The following is a 17773-nucleotide window of genomic DNA, read 5'->3' as shown; positions in this document are numbered from 1 at the left end:
AATCACCAGTAAAGGTTCTCTAAGCTGGGCCGGCTGCTTTTGAATCATCGTCCCAAGATTATCGCCCGGCCTCCCGGGAGTGCTCAAATGTAGTTCAAGAGAATGTATTTGAGCAACAGCCTGTTAAGCCTGCGGCTGCCTTTTTGACATTCTGATGGGGAACGGTCTTTGCAAAATGCTTGCCGGACACTACTGGGATTTAGGGGGATTTTCGGGCCGCTATAAATCCCCCCTAACCCCCCTTTGTTAAAGGGGGGAATTTTAAAGGCGCATCCCTGTGGAAACTAACTACTGACTGCAAACTGCTGCTTTATGAAATCAGTTGTGGTGAAACTAATGATAGTGGGCCTCCTGGCGGGGGTGGTTTTAGCTTTCTGCCCTTTGGTGATGCCTCTGGCCAACCAGGCGTTAGCCCCGCCCGTGGTGAAACCGCTGAAACCGGTTTTGCCGCCGCCGGGGGTTAAGTATTTGGAAAAGGTGGAAGACCTGGTCTTTGAACTGACCAATCAACACAGGCGGGCAAAAAGTGTAGCCCCTTTAAGCAAAGATGATGAACTGCGGGATGTGGCCCGGGCCTATAGCAATGACATGCTGGTGCGCCGGTTTTTTGACCACACCACCCCTGACGGAGTACCCTATCATAGACGTATATCAAGCAATTACCGCCACTGGGTGCGCTCTATAGGTGAGAATATTTGGAGCGCCTGGGGCTACAAGACCAGCAACGCTTCGAGCCTGGCCAAAGAAATCGTGGATGACTGGCTGAGCAGCCCCGGACACCGGGCCATTTTGCTCGACCCCGATTTTACTCATTTAGGAGTGGGAGTCTCAGCCCGGAATGGCACGATTCTGGCCACGCAGGAATTTGTGGGGAAGTTCAAAATCTTCAGCCAGAGGGAACTTATCACACCCTGGCTTATTAAATTAAATAGACTTTGAGGTATTTCCAGCCCTCTTGGGGTGGGGTCTCCGTCCTGAAAGTTAACGGCCTCCGAATGAACCCTCAGTTATTCACGGTGGGCGGTGCCCGCCCTACATTAACCGTGGTGATTGGAGCCGGTGCCGCCGGAGGAGAGCGAGGCCCCAGAAGCGTTGGCTTAATAGGAGATAGTATCTAGGAAAACCGCATGTCCACTGCCTCCATTTACAGAAGCGTCCAGGGCCAGGCTGAAGTTCTTGCCCTCTATGAGCAAAAGCTAGCCAGTCTCGCGGTCGAAACTGAAAGCCGAATGGTGGAAACTCGCTTCGGCCATACCCATGTTTTGGCTGCCGGCCTCCCAGATGCGCCGCCCGTGATTCTGTTGACCGGCATCAGTACCGGGGCGCCTCGCATCCTGGAGTGGTTTCTCCCTCTTATTAAAGACTACCGGCTCTACGCCCCGGACCCCATCGGCCAACCGGGCCGCAGCACCCAGACCCGGGTGCCGCCCGGGAACCAGAATTATGGCAAATGGATGGTGGACGTCTTGAACGGCCTTGGTCTCGAACGACTTCCCTTTATTGGGATGTCCTTTGGAGGAGGCATTCTCTTGGAAACGGCCTCGTATGCCCCGGAGCGTATCTCCCGAGCGGCATTGATCGCGCCCGCCGGCCTCACCCGGGTCCCGTTCCTCAGTTCGGCCGTCAAGTTTTTTATCCCTTGCCTGCTTTACCGCTATTTTCCCAGCCGGGAACGCCTGATTGGCGCTGTCCAGCCTTTGGTCGGCGAATTAGATGACTATTCACTGCAAGTATTCGACGCAACCCTGCGCCACGTCAAATTAAATGTGCCTCCTCCGGGTCCATTCGACAAAGAAACTTTGGCCGGATTTAAGGCCCCGACCCTGTTGTTCCTCGCTAAATCGGATATTTTCATTCCGGTGGAACCGGCGCTTCGCCGGGCCAAAGAACTGCTCCCCAGTCTTACCGCCGTGGAAGTGTTGGAGGGGCCTCACATTCCTCCGAAGCCGATCTGGAAATACCACGCCGAAAGAATCGGGATGTTCTTAAAAGAAACCCAGTAAATGAGGAAGTTACCATGACAGATTCTATTCCGGAAATCCACCAAACTACCCTCCCCGGGGGTATGAAGCTGTTAGGCGTGGAGTACGACCGGGTCCCCTGGCTTTCCCTGACGTTCATGGCCAAGCGGGGCGCTGAAACCGATCCGGTGGACAAACCCGGCGTGGCCGATTGGGCCGCCGAGTTGCTCACCCTGGGCACCGCCCGGCGCTCCCAGTTGCAATTGGCCGAAGACATCGAAAACCGGGGCGCGAGCCTGGACGCCAAAAGCGGTTGGGACGCGACGTTGGTGAACGTGGAAGGACTGGCCGAGGATTTTTCCGACCTGATGGCCACCCTGGCCGAAGTGGTTCAGACCCCCGGATTCCCCGAAGACGAGTTTCCCCTGTTGCTGGAGCGGCGCCGGTCTGAGTTGGTGCACCAGCAGGATGATCCCCGGGAAATAGCCAATCTCCGCTATCTGCGCCTGTTTTTCGGAGATTCGCCTTACGGCCATGCGGTGTCGGGGGACCTCCGTAGCCTGGATAATCTCGGCCTGGCCGATCTCAAAGACTTTTACCGCCGGGAGTTCACCCCAGCCACTTCCACCCTGGTGGTGGTGGGGATGGCGGCCTTTGAGCGGGTCAAGGAGGAGGCCGCCCGGATCTGGGGTCCCTGGCAGGGAGGCGGTCCGGCCAGCCCGCTCTATACGGCGGCTCCTGCGAAGCTCTGTGCCCCGGGAGTTTATCTCCTGGACCGGCCCGACCTGACCCAGAGTGAAATTCGGGTAGGCCACCTGGGCCTGCCCCGCGCCCACGCCGATTACTTTCCCCTGAAGCTGGTGAACTACATCTTGGGTGAAGGCGGTTTTTCTTCCCGGCTCATGGCCCGCATCCGTTCGGATCTGGGCTTCACCTACGGCATCCGCAGCAGTTATTCCTTCCGCCGGGCTCCGGGCCCCTTCATCGTCTCCACCTTTACGCCCGCGGAAAACACCGCGCAGGTGGTGAGTGAGATCCGGTCGGTGATCACCGAAGTTCACCAAAACGGCGTCATGGCTCAGGAACTGGCGGAAGCGCAAAGCTACTACGTGGGTCATTTTCCCCTGGGCCTGGAAACCTCCCGGGGTATCGGCCGCCAGATGCTCTCCATGGATCTCTACGACCTGGGGACGGATTATTTAAAGAACTATTGTGAACAAATACGCAATGTCAACATAGAATCCGCGGCCGCCGCGGCCCGAGACCATCTCCAACCCGACCAGTTGGTGACCCTGGTGCTGGGTCCAGCGGCGCGCTGCGCCGAGGCTTTACGAGATATCGGCCCGCTGAAAATTCTTAACGAAATTTAGGGTATGGATTTTTTAGTTGACAAATGCCTTGCGATATTATGAGATAGGAGTGATTTTGTGAAAAAAAGGATAAGCCCATAGGGGACCATTTAATTAAGGGAGGAAAGTGTTCATGCATAAAACTCCATTGTTGGATCAACTGGAGTCCGGTCCGTGGCCCAGCTTCGTAAAGGATTTGAAGCGGGTCGCCGGTAGGAAAAAATCAGCGGCGGATTTGCTGGGAGTGTTGGAGCGTTCGTACAAAGACAAGATTACCCACTGGAAGCATGGCGGCATCGTCGGCGTCCTGGGTTACGGCTCCGGCATCATCGGCCGTTACATCGATATCCCTGACGAATTCCCCGGCGTCGAGCATTTCCATACGGTACGCGTCAACCAGCCCTCCGGCTGGTTTTATACCACTGCGGCCCTGCGGGACCTGTGTGATATCTGGGACCGGCATGGCAGCAGCATCCTGAACGTGCACGGCTCCACCGGCGACATGATCTTCCTGGGCACCACCACCGACGAACTGGAACCCACCTTCGCCGAACTGACGGCCAAAGGTTGGGATCTGGGCGGCTCCGGTTCCGCCATGCGGACCCCGTCCTGCTGCGTGGGCAAGGCCCGTTGCGAATGGTCCTGCTATGACACCATGGACCTTTGCTACCAGGTCACCCAAGACTTCCAGTTCGAGATGCACCGCCCGTCCTTCCCTTATAAATTCAAAGTCAAATGCTCCGGTTGCCCCAACGACTGCGTGGCCGCGGTGGCCCGGGCCGACATGAGCGTCATCGGCGTCTGGAAGGACGACATCCGCATCGACCAGGCCGCGGTGAAAGCCTATGCCGCCGGCGAAATCAAGCCTGCGGGCGGCGGCACCGTTTATACCAAGCTGGACATCAAGGCCGATGTCACCGACCTGTGCCCCACCATCTGTATGAGCTATGAGGGCGGCAAGCTGAGCATCGACAACAAGAACTGCAACCATTGCATGCACTGCATCAACATGATGCCCCAGGCCCTGCGGCCCGGCACCGAAGGCGGCGCCACCCTGCTCCTGGGTTCCCATGCTCCCATCCTGGAAGGCGCCCAGATGAGTTGGGTTATCGTGCCCTTCATGGCAATGGAAGCGCCCTATGAACCGTTTATTGATCTGATCGGCAGAATCCACGAATGGTGGTCGGAAAACGGCAAAAACCGGGAGCGCGTGGGTGAATTGATGCTGCGCCTGGGCATGCGGAATTTCTTCCTGGGCGTAGACCTGCCGGCGCCTTCTCAGACCGTCAGAACCCCCCGGGCTAACCCCTTCTTCTTCTGGCACGCCGAAGACTTCGAGGCCGAGGCCGCGGGTCGTAAATACATCAAATAATGAGGCAACTTTCTCATTAAAGCATACTTGTCTGGCCTAGTGCCGAATCATAAGGAGGAATGAGGAAAATGGCTGACCGTATAACTGATATTGGCCCCCCAAAATTTGACAAATTCTTGCCGCCCGTCATCAAAGACAACTACGGCAAGTGGAAATACCATGAAATCCTGGAACCCGGCGTGCTGATGCATGTGTCCGATTCCGGCGCTAAAATCTTCTCCGTCCGGGGCGGTTCCGGCCGCTTGGTGACCACCGACTTCATCAAGGATGTGTGCGACTTGGCCGACAAGTTCTGCGACGGCTACCTGCGCTTCACTTCCCGGAACAACATCGAGTTCCTGCTCACCGACCAGGGCAAGATCGCCGGCCTGAAGGATGCCTGCTCCAAGATGGGTATCCCCGTGGGCGGCACCGGCCACTCGGTGACCAGCATCGTTCACACCCAGGGCTGGGTCCACTGCCACACCCCGGCTATCGACGCCTCCGGTGTCGTTAAGGCCGTCATGGATGACCTGTTCGAGTACTTCGGCAGCCACAAACTGCCGGCCCAGGTGCGCATCGCCCTGGCTTGCTGCCTCAACATGTGCGGCGCGGTGCACTGCTCCGACATCGCCATCCTGGGCATCCATCGCACGCCTCCCAAAGTTAACCACGAGAGGCTGCGCCACCTGTGCGAAATTCCAACCACTATCGGCGCCTGCCCCACCGGCGCCATCCGGCCTCATCCGGACAAGAGCATCAAGAGCGTCGTGATCAACGATGAGCGTTGCATGTACTGCGGCAACTGCTACACCATGTGCCCGGCCTTGCCGGTGTTCGATGCCGAGAAAGGTGGCGTAGCCCTGCTGGTCGGTGGCAAAGTATCCAACGCCAAGAGCCCGCCCATGTTCTCCAAGCTGGCGGTGCCGTACCTGCCCAACAATCCGCCCCGCTGGCCGGAAGTGGTCCAGGCCATTCGCAAGATCCTCATCAAGTACGCCGAAGGCGCCAACAAGTTCGAGCGCGTGGGCGAGTGGGTTACGCGGATCGGGTGGGAAAAGTTCTTTGAAGTATGTGAAATTCCCTTCACCTTCCAGCACATTGATGACTACCGTTGGGCGTATGACACCTACCGGACGTCGATGCATTTCAAATTCTAAGCAGGTGAGATAAATGGCACTATCCAAAGAAGATTTGAACGAATACATCTTCAAGATGGTTGAAAAAGCCCAGGGCAAAAAGCAGTTAAAAGCCATGGACATCCAGAAAGCCGTGCTCAAAGAGCATCCTGATCAGCCCAAGAACGATATCAAGTTCGCGATCAAGGATCTCATTGACGGCGGCCGCTGCGTCTACACCTACTTCGGCGGGAGTTTCATCGAAATTCCCCACGAAGAAGGAGCAGCCAAGCACTGATGCAACAGCCCTGTCCCCGGCTGCTGCTGGCAGCTCTCAGGGGTGGGGCCGGCAAGACCACTTTGACGTTGGGGCTTCTGGCCGCTTGGCGCGACCAGGGACGTCGGTTGGTGCCTTTTAAAAAAGGCCCCGACTATATCGACCCGGCCTGGCACTGCCTGGCGGCGGGATGCCCCAGCCATAATCTGGACCCCTTCCTCATGGAGGGGGACCAGATTCTGGCTTCTGTGGCCCGCCATGCCGCCCAGGCCGACGCCCTCCTGATCGAAGGCAACCGGGGCCTCTACGACGGCCTCGATGCCCAAGGCACGTATAGCACCGCGGAACTGGCCAAATTCCTGGCCACTCCTGTGGTGGTGGTAGTGGACTGCACCATGAGGACCCGCACCACTGCCGCCCTGGTGTTGGGGTGTCAGCACTTCGACCCCCAAGTCCCCATCCGGGGCGTCATCCTCAACCAGATCGCCCGCCCTCGCCACGAAGCCATTATCCGCCAGGCCATCGAAACCTACTGCGGCATTCCGGTGCTGGGGGCCATCCCCCGACTGAAGTGCGCGGTCTTTCCCGAGCGCCACATGGGGTTGGTCCCGCCCCAAGAACACGCCACGGCCATTCGGGCCATAACCACCGCCCGGGACCTGGCCCAGCGCTATTTGGATTTGGAGGGCCTTTGGCAGGTGGCGGCCCAAGCCCCGCCTTTGCCGGAAGCCCCCGCCACGACGCGGACTTTTGGCGCCGACTGCCATCCTCCGATTATCGGCGTCATCCGGGATTCCGCTTTCCAATTTTATTACCCCGAAAACCTTGAGGCCTTGCGGGACGCCGGCGCTACCGTCATAGAAATTAGCGCCCTGGACGATCCGGTGCTGCCGCCCCATCTGGACGCCCTGTATATCGGCGGTGGCTTCCCCGAAACCCACGCCCGTGCCCTGACCGAGAACTTAAGCTTTCGTAATTCCGTCAAAGCCGCGGCCCAAGCCGCCTTGCCCATCTATGCCGAATGCGGCGGCCTCATGTATCTGGGGGAGCATATCCAGGTCGGCAGCGAAAAATTTCCCATGGCAGGGATCTTCCCCTTTGATTTTATCATGGGGAAAAAACCTCAGGGCCATGGTTATACCATCCTGGAGGTGACCCGAGACAACCCCTACTTTCCCCGGGGCACCGTGCTCAAGGGCCATGAATTCCATTACTCTCAGATGGTGCCTGACCCGGTTCCCGAATTCCCCATGGCCTTTAAGGTCAACCGGGGTTCTGGCATCGGTGGGCAGCGGGAAGGCCTCCTCTTTCAAAACGTCCTGGCCACCTATACTCACCTTCACGCCCTGGGTTGCCCCCAGTGGGCCGTGGCCTTGGTGCGCCGAGCCCGGGAATACCACGGCGATTCTGAGCCGAAAACCTCCGCCCCTGGCCTGAAATGCCAGTCGCCGGAACGGGTGCGTCTCTAATAGCTATCAGCTTCCAGCAAATACTTACACCGGCCCTGAATTTTTCCTAAAAATGTTCCCCGGTTTTCAGATTTGCAAAATTTTGGTATATTCTGAATGGATGGTGCGAAATTCTAAGGAGGTAGGTTAAATGGCTTGGCGGGTTGAAGTTGACGAAGACAAATGCACCGGCGATGAAGAGTGCGTTAACGTGTGTCCTGTGGCCGTCTTTGAGATGCAGAACGAAAAGGCCGTTCCGGTAAATGAGGACGAATGTTTGGGTTGCGAAAGCTGCATCGAGGTCTGCCCCTCGGGCGCCATTACGGTTACCGAGACCTAAACACCGCGGGTGCAAAAAAATTGCAGGGGAGGCGGGCTTAAGCCCCCTCCCCTTTTTTCTTTGGGACTTTGCGCCTTGACGTGATTTCCTTTAGTGTTCGCAGCTCAGATCATCCGCGCAGGACTTGCATTGTTTCAAGGGTTCCAGTTCTTCCGGGGTGGCTGAGCGCACCTCCACCACCTTCACCTGATAGCGTAGGTCTCGGCCGGAAAAGGGGTGATTCATATCCAGAATTACGCAATCCTCCCTGACTTCCTTGACGGTCAGGGGATATTCCGGCGGGAATGGCAGGTTGGCGGGGATCACCTTCTGGCCCGGGACCAACTCCATTCCCGGGGGAAAGACCTTGTGGCTCCACTCCTGGACAAAATCGGGGTCGTAGTCCCCGAAGGCCTCGGCCGCGGGTACCACAAACTCCACCGCATCCTGCTCCCGGAGCCCTATGAGACGGCGTTCCAGCGCCGGCATGAGCTCGTTGTACCCGGCCACAAAGGTGAGCTGCCCCGGGGCCTCCGGGGTGCCCCGGAGCTGTTCCCCGGAATCCAACCATAGACGGTACTCCAAACAGACATAGTTATCTTTGGCAATGACGGACATATGGTTTTCCCTTTAAGCTAATGATATAATCTTAAATTATAACGTACTAATCATCTTTTCGTAACCCTTGATCCCTATAATGATACGCAAAGCCAAGATTAATGAAGTTCCGGAAATCCGCCGCTTCCTGGCGGAATTCTCCCGGGATGGTGGCATCCTGCCCCGGACCCTGGCCGATCTCTACAGCCAGTTACGGGATTACTACGTCTACCGGCAGGGCCACGGCCCGATTATCGGCATCGCTTCCCTGCACATCTGTTGGGCCGCTCTGGGTGAAATCCGGTCCGTCGCCGTGGCCCCGACCCACCGGGGGCAGAAAATCGCCTCCCGCCTGGTAGAGACCTGCCTGCACGAGGCCCGCGCCATCGGCTTGAGCGAAATCTTCCTCCTGACCCTGGTGCCGGAGTTTTTCCAGCGATTCGGCTTTAAGGTCGTCTCCCGGGAAGAACTGCTGCCCATTGTCTGGGCCGATTGCGTCAACTGCGTCAAGTTTCCCGACTGCGACGAAGTCCCTATGCACCTGGATCTGGCGGCCTCAGGGAATGGGGACTAGCTTGACAGCCTGGGGGCGGTGCGTTATTTTTTAAAAGGAAAGTTTTCGTGGCCGGCAGTAAAATAGACACCGCGGCCAGCCCTCTGGCACCTTAAACCACGCCCTCATTCCTCCGGTGGAGCCTGGCTTTATCGGGGTTTTTTATTGGCAGATACACCTATGATCGATCTCTTTTTGAAAAGAATCTTTGGCAGTAAAAACGACCGGGAACTGAAGCGGATAGCTCCCTTGGTGGACCGGATCACAACCCTGGAGCCGGGATACCGGGATCTGTCCGACGCGGCGCTGCAGGCTAAAACCCCTGAGTTCAAGGAGCGTTTGGATCGGGGCGAAACTATTGAAGACCTGCTGCCTGAAGCCTTTGCCGCGGCTCGGGAAGCCTCTGTCCGGGCCCTGGGGATGCGCCCTTTCGACGTCCAACTCATCGGCGGCATTGTGCTCCACCAGGGCAAGATCGCCGAAATGAAAACCGGTGAAGGCAAAACCCTGGTGGCCACCATGCCTGCCTACCTCAACGCCCTGAGCGGCAAAGGCGTGCATATCGTCACCGTGAACGACTATCTGGCCCGCCGGGATACTCAATGGATGGGCGGCATTTACCGCTTCCTGGGGCTCACGGTGGACACCATCGTCCACGGCCTGGACGACAACGAGCGCCGCCAGGCCTATGCCGCGGACATCACCTACGGCACCAACAACGAGTTCGGGTTCGACTATCTTCGGGACAACATGAAATTCTCCCTGGAGGAGTACGTCCAGCGGGATTTCCACTATGGCATCGTGGACGAAGTCGATTCCATCCTCATTGACGAGGCCCGGACGCCCCTGATCATCTCCGGCCCCGCGGAGGAGTCCACCCAGCTTTACTACACCCTTAACCAGGTGGTCCGGCAGCTGAAAATCGAACAAGATTTTACCGTGGACGAAAAGGCCCGGTCCGTCCTCATCACCGAAGGCGGCGTGGCTCATGCCGAAAAGTTGGTCAACCTGCCTAATCTCTATGATCCCCGGAACATCGAGGTCCTGCACCACCTCCAAGCCGCGTTGAAGGCCCACAACCTGTTCAAACGGGACGTGGACTACATCGTGAAGGATGGTCAGGTGCTCATCGTAGACGAGTTCACCGGCCGTCTTATGCCCGGCCGGCGCTACTCCGACGGCCTGCATCAGGCCTTGGAGGCCAAGGAAGGGGTAAAGATCGAGAACGAAAACCAGACCCTGGCCACCGTCACCTTCCAAAACTACTTTCGCATGTATGAAAAACTGGCGGGCATGACCGGCACCGCCGACACTGAAGCCGAAGAATTCAAAAAGATCTACAACCTGGAAGTCATGGTTATCCCCACCCACAAAAGGATGATCCGGATAGACCACCCTGACTCCATTTATCGGAGCGAAGCGGAAAAGTACAGCGCGGTGGTGGAGGATATTCGAGATTGTTACCAGCGGGGGCAGCCGGTGCTGGTGGGCACCACCTCCATCGAAAAATCGGAACACCTGAGCAAGCTCCTCAAGCGGGAAGGTATCAAACACGAAGTCCTCAATGCCAAACAGCATGAAAAAGAGGCGCAGATCGTCGCCCATGCCGGGCAGATGGGTATGTTGACCATCGCCACCAACATGGCCGGCCGGGGCACCGACATCGTCTTAGGCGAAGGGGTGGTGGAACGGGGCGGCCTGCACATCCTGGGCACCGAGCGCCACGAGTCCCGCCGCATCGACAACCAGTTGAGGGGGCGCTCCGGCCGCCAGGGAGACCCCGGCACCTCCCGGTTCTATCTCTCTTTAGAAGACGACCTCCTGCGCATCTTCGGGTCTGACCGTATCAAGGGCCTCATGGGCCGCTTAGGAATGGATGACGGCGAGCCTATCGAGCACCGCCTGGTGTCCAACGCCATCGAAAAGGCCCAAAAGCGGGTGGAAGGGCACAACTTCGACATCCGCAAACAACTCATCGAATACGACGATGTAATGAACAAGCAGCGCGAGGTGATCTACGCTCAGCGCCGCCAGATCCTGGGCGGCAAAACCCTGGAAGAAGACCTCATGGATATGGCTGCCGAACTGGTGGACGAGATCGTCCAAGAATACACCGCCAATAAGCTGCCGGAGGAGTGGGACCACAAAGCCTTTGGGGACGCCTTCCATAAACAGTTCGGCTTTCGGGTCTCCCTGGAAAATTTGGATGGCGACCTCAGTGACGTGCTCTACGACCTGGTCAAAGGCCGTTTTGCCGCCAAAAACGAGGAGATCGGCCCCGAGGTCTTCCAGCAGTTGCAGCAGATGATCATGCTCCAAATCGTGGACAACCACTGGAAAGAGCATCTGCTGTCCATGGACCATCTGCGGGACGGTATCGGTCTGAGGGGCTACGGTCAGAAGGACCCCTTGCGGGAATACCAGCGGGAAGGCTATGACATGTTCATGGACCTGATCCACCGCATCCAGGCGGACTCGGTGGGCACCCTGTTCCACCTTCAGGTGCAGCCCCACCACGAACCCCCGCCGGAGGCCAGGCCCAAGGCCACGCCCATGGCCTTCAGCCATGGCGATAGCGCCGTCCAACCCAAGCAGCGGCCTAACAAAAAAGTCGGCCGCAACGACCCCTGCCCTTGCGGCAGCGGCAAGAAATTTAAGAAATGCTGCGGTAAATGAGTTTTGGGGGAGGGCCAGGGACGCTAACAAAATATCCCTGCCCATATCCCCCAAGCCCCCCTCCTAACCCGCCTAAGCAAGGGCGACCCACTGGGTCGCCCTGCTTTTTTCAGCAGTGGTCAGCTTTCATCCCCCGGCTTCTGTCCTTACCAGTCCTCAAACCCCGCGCCTGAATAATAGTTGGGGGGGACCCAAATTTTAGGACTCGCCCCTTTGCCTGCCTGGGGCATGGCCCAAAGGCTGCTTCATTTGTGGCATCGCATTTCTTCCCTTAATTTCCTTTTTGGTAATTATTTGAGTAATATTTACAACATGTTTATTATATTAAAAATATCTGTAAACATTTTTACATGTATTGACAAAATATTTAAAGGTGATTAATATACATCCACGTATACATATAAACTCTGCTGCCGAGATGAACAATCTCCAAATCAGGCCAACCCCATTGCGTAGTCGGACGGAAAGCTACGGGTCTAGGCAAGAGAGCCGGGTTGCCTGAATCCATTGGCCGAGTTACTGCGGAAAGTTCGTGGGGGAGAAAAGACATAAGCTTCCCCATTTCCGTGAAGTTTATTTCCAGGACTAAGGAGGTGTGCCCAAGCCGCGAGTCAATTCTTATAACGCTAGGGGTTTTTCCGGGTATCGGCGATGCGAACGCAACCAGCGTTCCATTAACCTTCAAGGAGGAAGAAACCGAGGATAACCAAGCAAGATGGAGGATTATATGAAGAGACATTGGAAACTTTTTGGATTTTTAGCGGTCTGCGCCATGCTCATGGTACCGCTTGGCGCGCTGGCGGATGACATCTCCCCGGGCACGTGGACCGTCTTTGCCTCACCGACCTCACTGACTACAGCGACAATCCACAAGACGGTGACCGTTAGTGCCGGGACCCCCACCACAACCCAAACGGATATCTTCTTCCTGTCGGATACCACCGGCAGCATGGGCGGCACCATCGGTACTGTGCAAGCCAATGCCGCGGCCATTTTGGCCGCTACCGCCGGCCTCGGTAACGTGCAATGGGCCGTCGGGGAATACAGGGATGTTGGCGATGCTTTTGTCTACCGGCTTGACCAGGCCATGACCGCCAACCAGGCTGCCGTCCAGGCCGGCCTTAATGCCTGGGTCGCCAGCGGCGGCGGGGATTTTCCGGAAGCCAATCTGTACGGGATCCAGCAAGCGACCACGGCCGCTTCCGGCTGGCGGGCCGGCTCGGCTCAGATAATGGTCCAGTTCGGCGATGCCCCCGGCCATGACCCCAGTGGCCCCACCGGCGTGACTCTGGCTCAAGCCACCGCGGCCTTAGTGGGCCCGCCGCTCACCAAGTTGATCGCCGTTGACGTGGGCGCCAAAAACTCCACCGGACAGGAAACCGTTATGGTCAACGCCACCGGTGGCCAGTATCTCGATCATCCCGCTCAAGCGGATCTCGTAGCGGCTGTCTTAGCTGCCATCACGACGAGCTTGTCGGAATACCATACGGTTGCACTGGAAATCGCCGGTCTGCCTGCTGGGATAACCCCGTTCTTCTCGACTACCCCTGCATCTTATACGGGTGATTTTACCCGGGACATTGAACGTCTATTCGAATTCGATGTCACCTTGGTAGGTTGCTGCCGGGCTTTTGAGAGAGACTTTGACTTTGTGATCAATGCCCTGGTGGACGGCGCCATCGTCGCCACTGAGTTTGACCACTGGACCTGCATTCCGGTGCCCCCGACTGTGTACCTGATGGCCACCGGCCTGTTGGGCCTGATTCCTTTGCGGAGGAGAATGAAACGGACCTAACCCAGGCCTGTGGATGACTAAACAGGGGGGTGAGAGTCTGCACCTCCCTGTTTTTTTTATGACCAGTTTCCGGGCTGCAGAGAGAAAACTTTTAGCCTTAAGGTATGAGAATTGCATTACTGATAAAATTAAAAAACCCATGTACCACGGCATCCTGTCATTGACCGAGGAGGGTTCACCCTTATGCGCCTTAAAGTAGTCTCCAACAGCATGCTTGTTTTGACCCTTATTCTCCTGGTGCTCCTACCTAAAGTGTGTTTAGGGTTCTCCCTCGATTTCAAGGATTTCTCCCCCTCAGCTCCGGGCGGCCTCGAGTCGAGGCCTGGCCCAGCCCTGCCGTCCTCGTACCAAAACCTTGACATTCCCCCTGACCCTCAGCTTGACCAGGCCATCAAGTTGATTAACACCGGCAACTTAAAACAGGCCATGGCTAATGTGAAAGAGGTTCTCAAACAAAACCCCAAATCTGCCCCGGCCCAGGAACTCCTGGGAGCCATCCTGGCCCTGCAGGGGCAGACGCACGCCGGGTTGGAGGCTTTGCAGGAAGCGGTCCGATTAAATCCTCAGCAAAGCACGGCTTTGACCAAGATAGGGGATATCTATCTGGCCCAGGGCAAGTCTGGTGAAGCCCAGGCCCAATTTCTTAAAGCCCTTCAGGCCAACCCAGACTATGCCAGGGCCAACCAGAGATTGGGGCTGCTTTTGGAAAAGGAAGGCAGGTTACCCGAGGCCATCGCCCATTTCGAGAAGGGCCTGGCAGGCACCCCGGCAGACTACGCGGGAGTCAAAGTAAACCTGGCACGCTTATATAACCTTACCGGCAAATACGATAAGACCGTTAACTTGTTGGCGAATCGCATCCCCCCTGGGGACTCGGGCTTTTTGCTCCATGTCTTATTGGCAGCGGCTTATAAGGGTCAAAAGCATCCCGACCAGGCTCAGAAAGAATTTGATCAGGCGCTTAAATTGGCTCAGCCTGACCCCGCCAGGGCTTATCTGGCCCTGGGGATTGCTTACCGGGAAGCCGGCTTGAACCAGGATTCCCGCCAAACCCTACAAAAGGCGATCCAGCTGCAACCCAAACAACCCCTGCCTTATTGGGAATTAGGGAAAACCCTGGCCTCCCTCAAAGAGCCCGACGCCGCTCTGGCGCAGATGCGCCAGGCCATCCAACTGGCCCCCAAAAATCCTGACCTCAAAAAGGGCCTGGCCGCTTTTCTTGTGGAACAGAAGAAATTCCCTGAAGCTATTGCCATCTACCAGGAATTGCTTCGTGCTCCCACCGCCGGGCCCACGGATTACGATCTGCTAGGTTCTACTTATCAGGTTGCCGGCCAATATGACCAGGCGGAAAAGATTTTCCTTCAGGGGGTGCAGAAATATCCGCAGGACCCCCTCTCCTATTATCGCTTGGGCCTGTTTTACGGGTTCATAAAAAAATACGACCAGGCCATTGCCCAACTGAACAAAGGGCTCTCAATTGCTCCCCATAATCCCCGACTTTTGCAGGGCCTCACCCTGGCTTATCAGCGCCAGGGTGACCTCAAGCGGGCCATAGAAACGAACCAGCAGGTTGTGGCTCTCGATCCCGAAAATATGGCCCAAAAATTTAACCTGGCCATGCTCTATAAGAAAACGGGCAATGTGAGCGCCGCCACCACGATATATCGAGATATCCTGGCTCAACACCCCGAAGATATCGCCGCGCTGAATAATCTGGCTGAGCTTCTCTCCGAAAGCGGCAATCTTCCCGAAGCTCGGCAACTGGCAGAAAAAGCCGCGGCTCTGGCCCCGGAGAATGGTCACGTGCTCGATACCCTGGGCTGGATCAGTCATAAGCAGGCCGAACCCCAGAAGGCTTTGAACGCCCTGGACAAAGCCGCGGCTCTGTTGCCCGAAAATCCGGATGTCCTGTATCATTTTGCCGTGGTGCTGGACCAACAGGGAAAAAAACCGGAGGCCAGGCAATATCTTGAAAAAGCGTTGGGGATCTCCAAGGATTTTCCGGGGGCCGACCAAGCGGAAAAATTATTGCAAAAATTGCCCGCAACTACTAAAAAATAAGTTCAGTGGAGAAGTCACAGGGTTTTTTCGAGGGTACTTGGAAGCCTCAATAGGAAAACCGTTCCCTGTATTCCTGAGATTCCCGTTAAACCCCACCAAGAGCGCGGGTCTACCCCTGTGGTCAGATAAGGGGCCATCCCTGCAACCCGAAAAATAAAGGAAGACGCGAGAAGATGATAGTTCCGGGCTTTCGTTTTGCCGCCACCGCCGCGGGCATCAAAAAACCTGGGGTGCAGGATCTGGCCTTGATGGTGGCGGATACTCCCGTTGCCGCCGCGGGGGTGTTTACCCGCAACCGGGTAAAGGCTGCGCCGGTGCTGATTTCCCAGGAACGCCTGCGGAAGGGTTTCGCCCAGGCTATTTTGGTGAATGCCGGCAACGCCAATGCCTGTAACGGCCCCCAAGGCCTCGCGACCGCCCGGGAGACCTGCCGGCGGACCGCGGAACTGCTCAATATCCCGGAACGCCTGGTGCTGCCGGCCTCCACCGGGGTCATCGGCACCCCTTTGCCCGGGGACCGTATCACCCAGGCCCTGCCCCAATTAGTGGCGGCCTTGAGCCCCGACGGGTTGGGAGAGGCGGCCCGGGCTATCATGACCACCGACACCCGTCCCAAGGCCTCGCTGGTCCAGGGCACAATTGACGGTAAGAAATTCACTCTGGCCGGTATCGCCAAAGGCTCGGGCATGATTCACCCGGATATGGCGACGCTTTTAGTCTTTATCTTCAGCGACGTTGCGGCCGCGCCCAAGGTTTTGAAAACGCTCCTGCGACAGGCACTGCCGGTCAGTTTCAACCGGATCACCGTAGATGGGGACACGTCCACCAATGACACCATTCTTTTGCTGGCCAGCGGGTTGGCGGGAAACGCACGAATCGACGCGGCCGGCCCGGCCATGACCACTCTGGGCGAGGCCTTGAACCAGGTGATGGGCGAGTTGGCCTGGCAGGTGGTGGCTGACGGCGAAGGCGCCCGCCACGTCTATAAAGTTGTCGTTAAAGGCGCGGCCTCACTGGCTGACGCCAAAAAGGCCGCCATGACCGTGGCGCTCTCCCCCCTGGTCAAAACCGCCATAGCCGGGGAGGACGTCAACTGGGGCCGGATTATGGCCGCGCTGGGGCGTTCCGGGGCCCGTTTCAATCCGGAACGGGTGGAGATTGCCTTCGGAGCTCATCCCGTAATGCAAAACGGCCAGGGACTGGGACCGGAGGCTGAAGCCGCCGCCCAGCAAGTCATCAAGTCGGGCACGTTTATGCTGAATATCCAGCTTAACAATGGCGACTGTGCTGATTACTACGATACCTGCGACTATACCGAGGACTACATTCGCATCAATGCCGACTACCGCAGTTAAGAATTAATATACCTAAGCGTCATAAATAATTTGACAAATTTTTCTCTGCGCCCTTCGCGTCTCTGCGGTTAATTATTTTTCACCGCAGAGGCGCGGAGAACGCATATGTTCAATTAATTATTCTCATCCGGAAACGCCTTTAAAATCCACCCCTTACCAAAGGGGGTTAGGGGGGATTTATAACTACCCGAAAATCCCCCTAAATCCCCCTTTTTCAAAGGGGGACTTTGAAGCCGTTTGCATCTTTAAACTTTTTCGGATGAGAACTAATTAAGTCGTTGCGTATAATAGCAGAGTACCAGGGAATCGATCTTGTAAAGTAATCCTAACGCAGACTCCATATTTGTTTCGAAAGCTAAACAATGGCCGCTTCGTTACAAAGTGTAACGAAGTGATTTAATTGATATTATTTTTATGGCACGAATATTGGAAATAACATAGTTCATAACGGGACCGGATTGGAATGGTTCAAAGAGGTGAACTATGTTCTGGCTCGGAGTCTTGTTGGGCGTGTTTGTCGGGACCTTTCTGGGTCTTTTCTTCGGCGGCCTGTTAGCCGCGGCCAGCCGGGGCGATGATCTTTTAGCTGCGGCCCTGGCCCAGGAAAAGGCAGCCAGGTCCTCTGCTTTAAACCATTAACCACGGGAATATAGCTTGTTAACTCCTTGGTGAAGCTCTTTGGGGTTTGTACAATTCCGCGTCTTTATTTTCCGCATGCATTTTTTCCAAAACTTTTCTTTATACTCATTGCCAAAAGAGCCTCTTGCAAATATCTCCCTGCCTGTCATTCTGAGGGAAAGAAGCAACCGAAGCATCTCATAAGTGACCAAACGGCTTTTTGCAAGAACCTCTCCTGGCAATAAGTATATTTTAGTATTTCAAAAAAAAGTGGCGTTAATTCAAAGGGGTA

General features: G+C 56.4%; 15 protein-coding genes. 14 read left to right on the top strand and 1 reads right to left on the bottom strand.

Annotated elements, in window-relative coordinates; all coding sequences use genetic code 11:
* Positions 1 to 324 precede the first annotated feature (324 nt).
* The 8 genes from WC600_17835 to WC600_17800 all read left to right on the top strand — a co-directional run bounded on the left by WC600_17835 (position 325) and on the right by WC600_17800 (position 7844).
* A complete protein-coding gene (locus tag WC600_17835; protein ID MFA4904595.1) occupies positions 325 to 939 on the top strand; it encodes a CAP domain-containing protein in 615 nt (204 codons plus the stop codon).
* 188 nt (positions 940 to 1127) lie between these two features.
* Entirely contained in the window at positions 1128 to 2003 is an 876-nt protein-coding gene (locus tag WC600_17830; GenBank protein MFA4904594.1) for an alpha/beta hydrolase, read from the top strand.
* A gap of 14 nt (positions 2004 to 2017) precedes the next feature.
* Complete coding sequence (locus WC600_17825) at positions 2018 to 3331, top strand: pitrilysin family protein (protein ID MFA4904593.1); 1314 nt, start codon at positions 2018 to 2020, stop codon at positions 3329 to 3331.
* A gap of 112 nt (positions 3332 to 3443) precedes the next feature.
* Positions 3444 to 4682 carry a dissimilatory-type sulfite reductase subunit alpha gene (gene dsrA, locus WC600_17820; GenBank protein MFA4904592.1) on the top strand — a complete coding sequence of 413 codons (1239 nt, stop codon included), beginning with the start codon at positions 3444 to 3446 and terminating at the stop codon, positions 4680 to 4682.
* A 68-nt stretch (positions 4683 to 4750) separates the two neighbouring features.
* On the top strand, positions 4751 to 5821 hold the full coding sequence (gene dsrB / locus WC600_17815; protein ID MFA4904591.1) for a dissimilatory-type sulfite reductase subunit beta: 1071 nt from the start codon (positions 4751 to 4753) through the stop codon (positions 5819 to 5821).
* A 13-nt stretch (positions 5822 to 5834) separates the two neighbouring features.
* Positions 5835 to 6077, top strand: coding sequence for a hypothetical protein (locus tag WC600_17810; GenBank protein ID MFA4904590.1), 243 nt, complete (start codon positions 5835 to 5837; stop codon positions 6075 to 6077).
* The gene (locus WC600_17805; protein MFA4904589.1) at positions 6077 to 7525 is read left to right on the top strand and encodes a cobyrinate a,c-diamide synthase; all 1449 of its coding nucleotides are present in this window, start codon (positions 6077 to 6079) and stop codon (positions 7523 to 7525) included. The genes WC600_17810 and WC600_17805 overlap by 1 nt, the downstream gene beginning before the upstream one ends.
* Before the next feature lie 130 nt (positions 7526 to 7655).
* Positions 7656 to 7844 carry a ferredoxin gene (locus tag WC600_17800; protein ID MFA4904588.1) on the top strand — a complete coding sequence of 63 codons (189 nt, stop codon included), beginning with the start codon at positions 7656 to 7658 and terminating at the stop codon, positions 7842 to 7844.
* Between the two features lie 90 nt (positions 7845 to 7934).
* Here WC600_17800 and WC600_17795 read toward each other — a convergent pair whose 3' ends face one another.
* Positions 7935 to 8441 (bottom strand): peptidylprolyl isomerase, encoded by a 507-nt coding sequence (locus WC600_17795; protein ID MFA4904587.1) that lies wholly within the window; start codon positions 8439 to 8441, stop codon positions 7935 to 7937.
* A 79-nt stretch (positions 8442 to 8520) separates the two neighbouring features.
* Between WC600_17795 and WC600_17790 the strand changes: the two genes are divergently transcribed.
* The 6 genes from WC600_17790 to WC600_17765 all read left to right on the top strand — a co-directional run bounded on the left by WC600_17790 (position 8521) and on the right by WC600_17765 (position 17502).
* Positions 8521 to 8994, top strand: coding sequence for an N-acetyltransferase (locus WC600_17790; protein MFA4904586.1), 474 nt, complete (start codon positions 8521 to 8523; stop codon positions 8992 to 8994).
* A 159-nt stretch (positions 8995 to 9153) separates the two neighbouring features.
* Positions 9154 to 11649 carry a preprotein translocase subunit SecA gene (gene secA, locus WC600_17785; protein MFA4904585.1) on the top strand — a complete coding sequence of 832 codons (2496 nt, stop codon included), beginning with the start codon at positions 9154 to 9156 and terminating at the stop codon, positions 11647 to 11649.
* 727 nt (positions 11650 to 12376) lie between these two features.
* The gene (locus WC600_17780; protein ID MFA4904584.1) at positions 12377 to 13444 is read left to right on the top strand and encodes a hypothetical protein; all 1068 of its coding nucleotides are present in this window, start codon (positions 12377 to 12379) and stop codon (positions 13442 to 13444) included.
* Between the two features lie 183 nt (positions 13445 to 13627).
* A complete protein-coding gene (locus WC600_17775; GenBank protein MFA4904583.1) occupies positions 13628 to 15508 on the top strand; it encodes a tetratricopeptide repeat protein in 1881 nt (626 codons plus the stop codon).
* A 173-nt stretch (positions 15509 to 15681) separates the two neighbouring features.
* A complete protein-coding gene (gene argJ / locus WC600_17770; protein MFA4904582.1) occupies positions 15682 to 16863 on the top strand; it encodes a bifunctional glutamate N-acetyltransferase/amino-acid acetyltransferase ArgJ in 1182 nt (393 codons plus the stop codon).
* A gap of 483 nt (positions 16864 to 17346) precedes the next feature.
* Positions 17347 to 17502 carry a hypothetical protein gene (locus tag WC600_17765; protein ID MFA4904581.1) on the top strand — a complete coding sequence of 52 codons (156 nt, stop codon included), beginning with the start codon at positions 17347 to 17349 and terminating at the stop codon, positions 17500 to 17502.
* The last annotated feature ends 271 nt before the right edge of the window (positions 17503 to 17773 follow it).

The sequence above is a fragment of the Desulfobaccales bacterium genome (assembly GCA_041648175.1).
GTDB lineage: Bacteria > Desulfobacterota > Desulfobaccia > Desulfobaccales > 0-14-0-80-60-11 > 0-14-0-80-60-11.
This window is presented reverse-complemented; position numbering and strand designations above follow the sequence as displayed.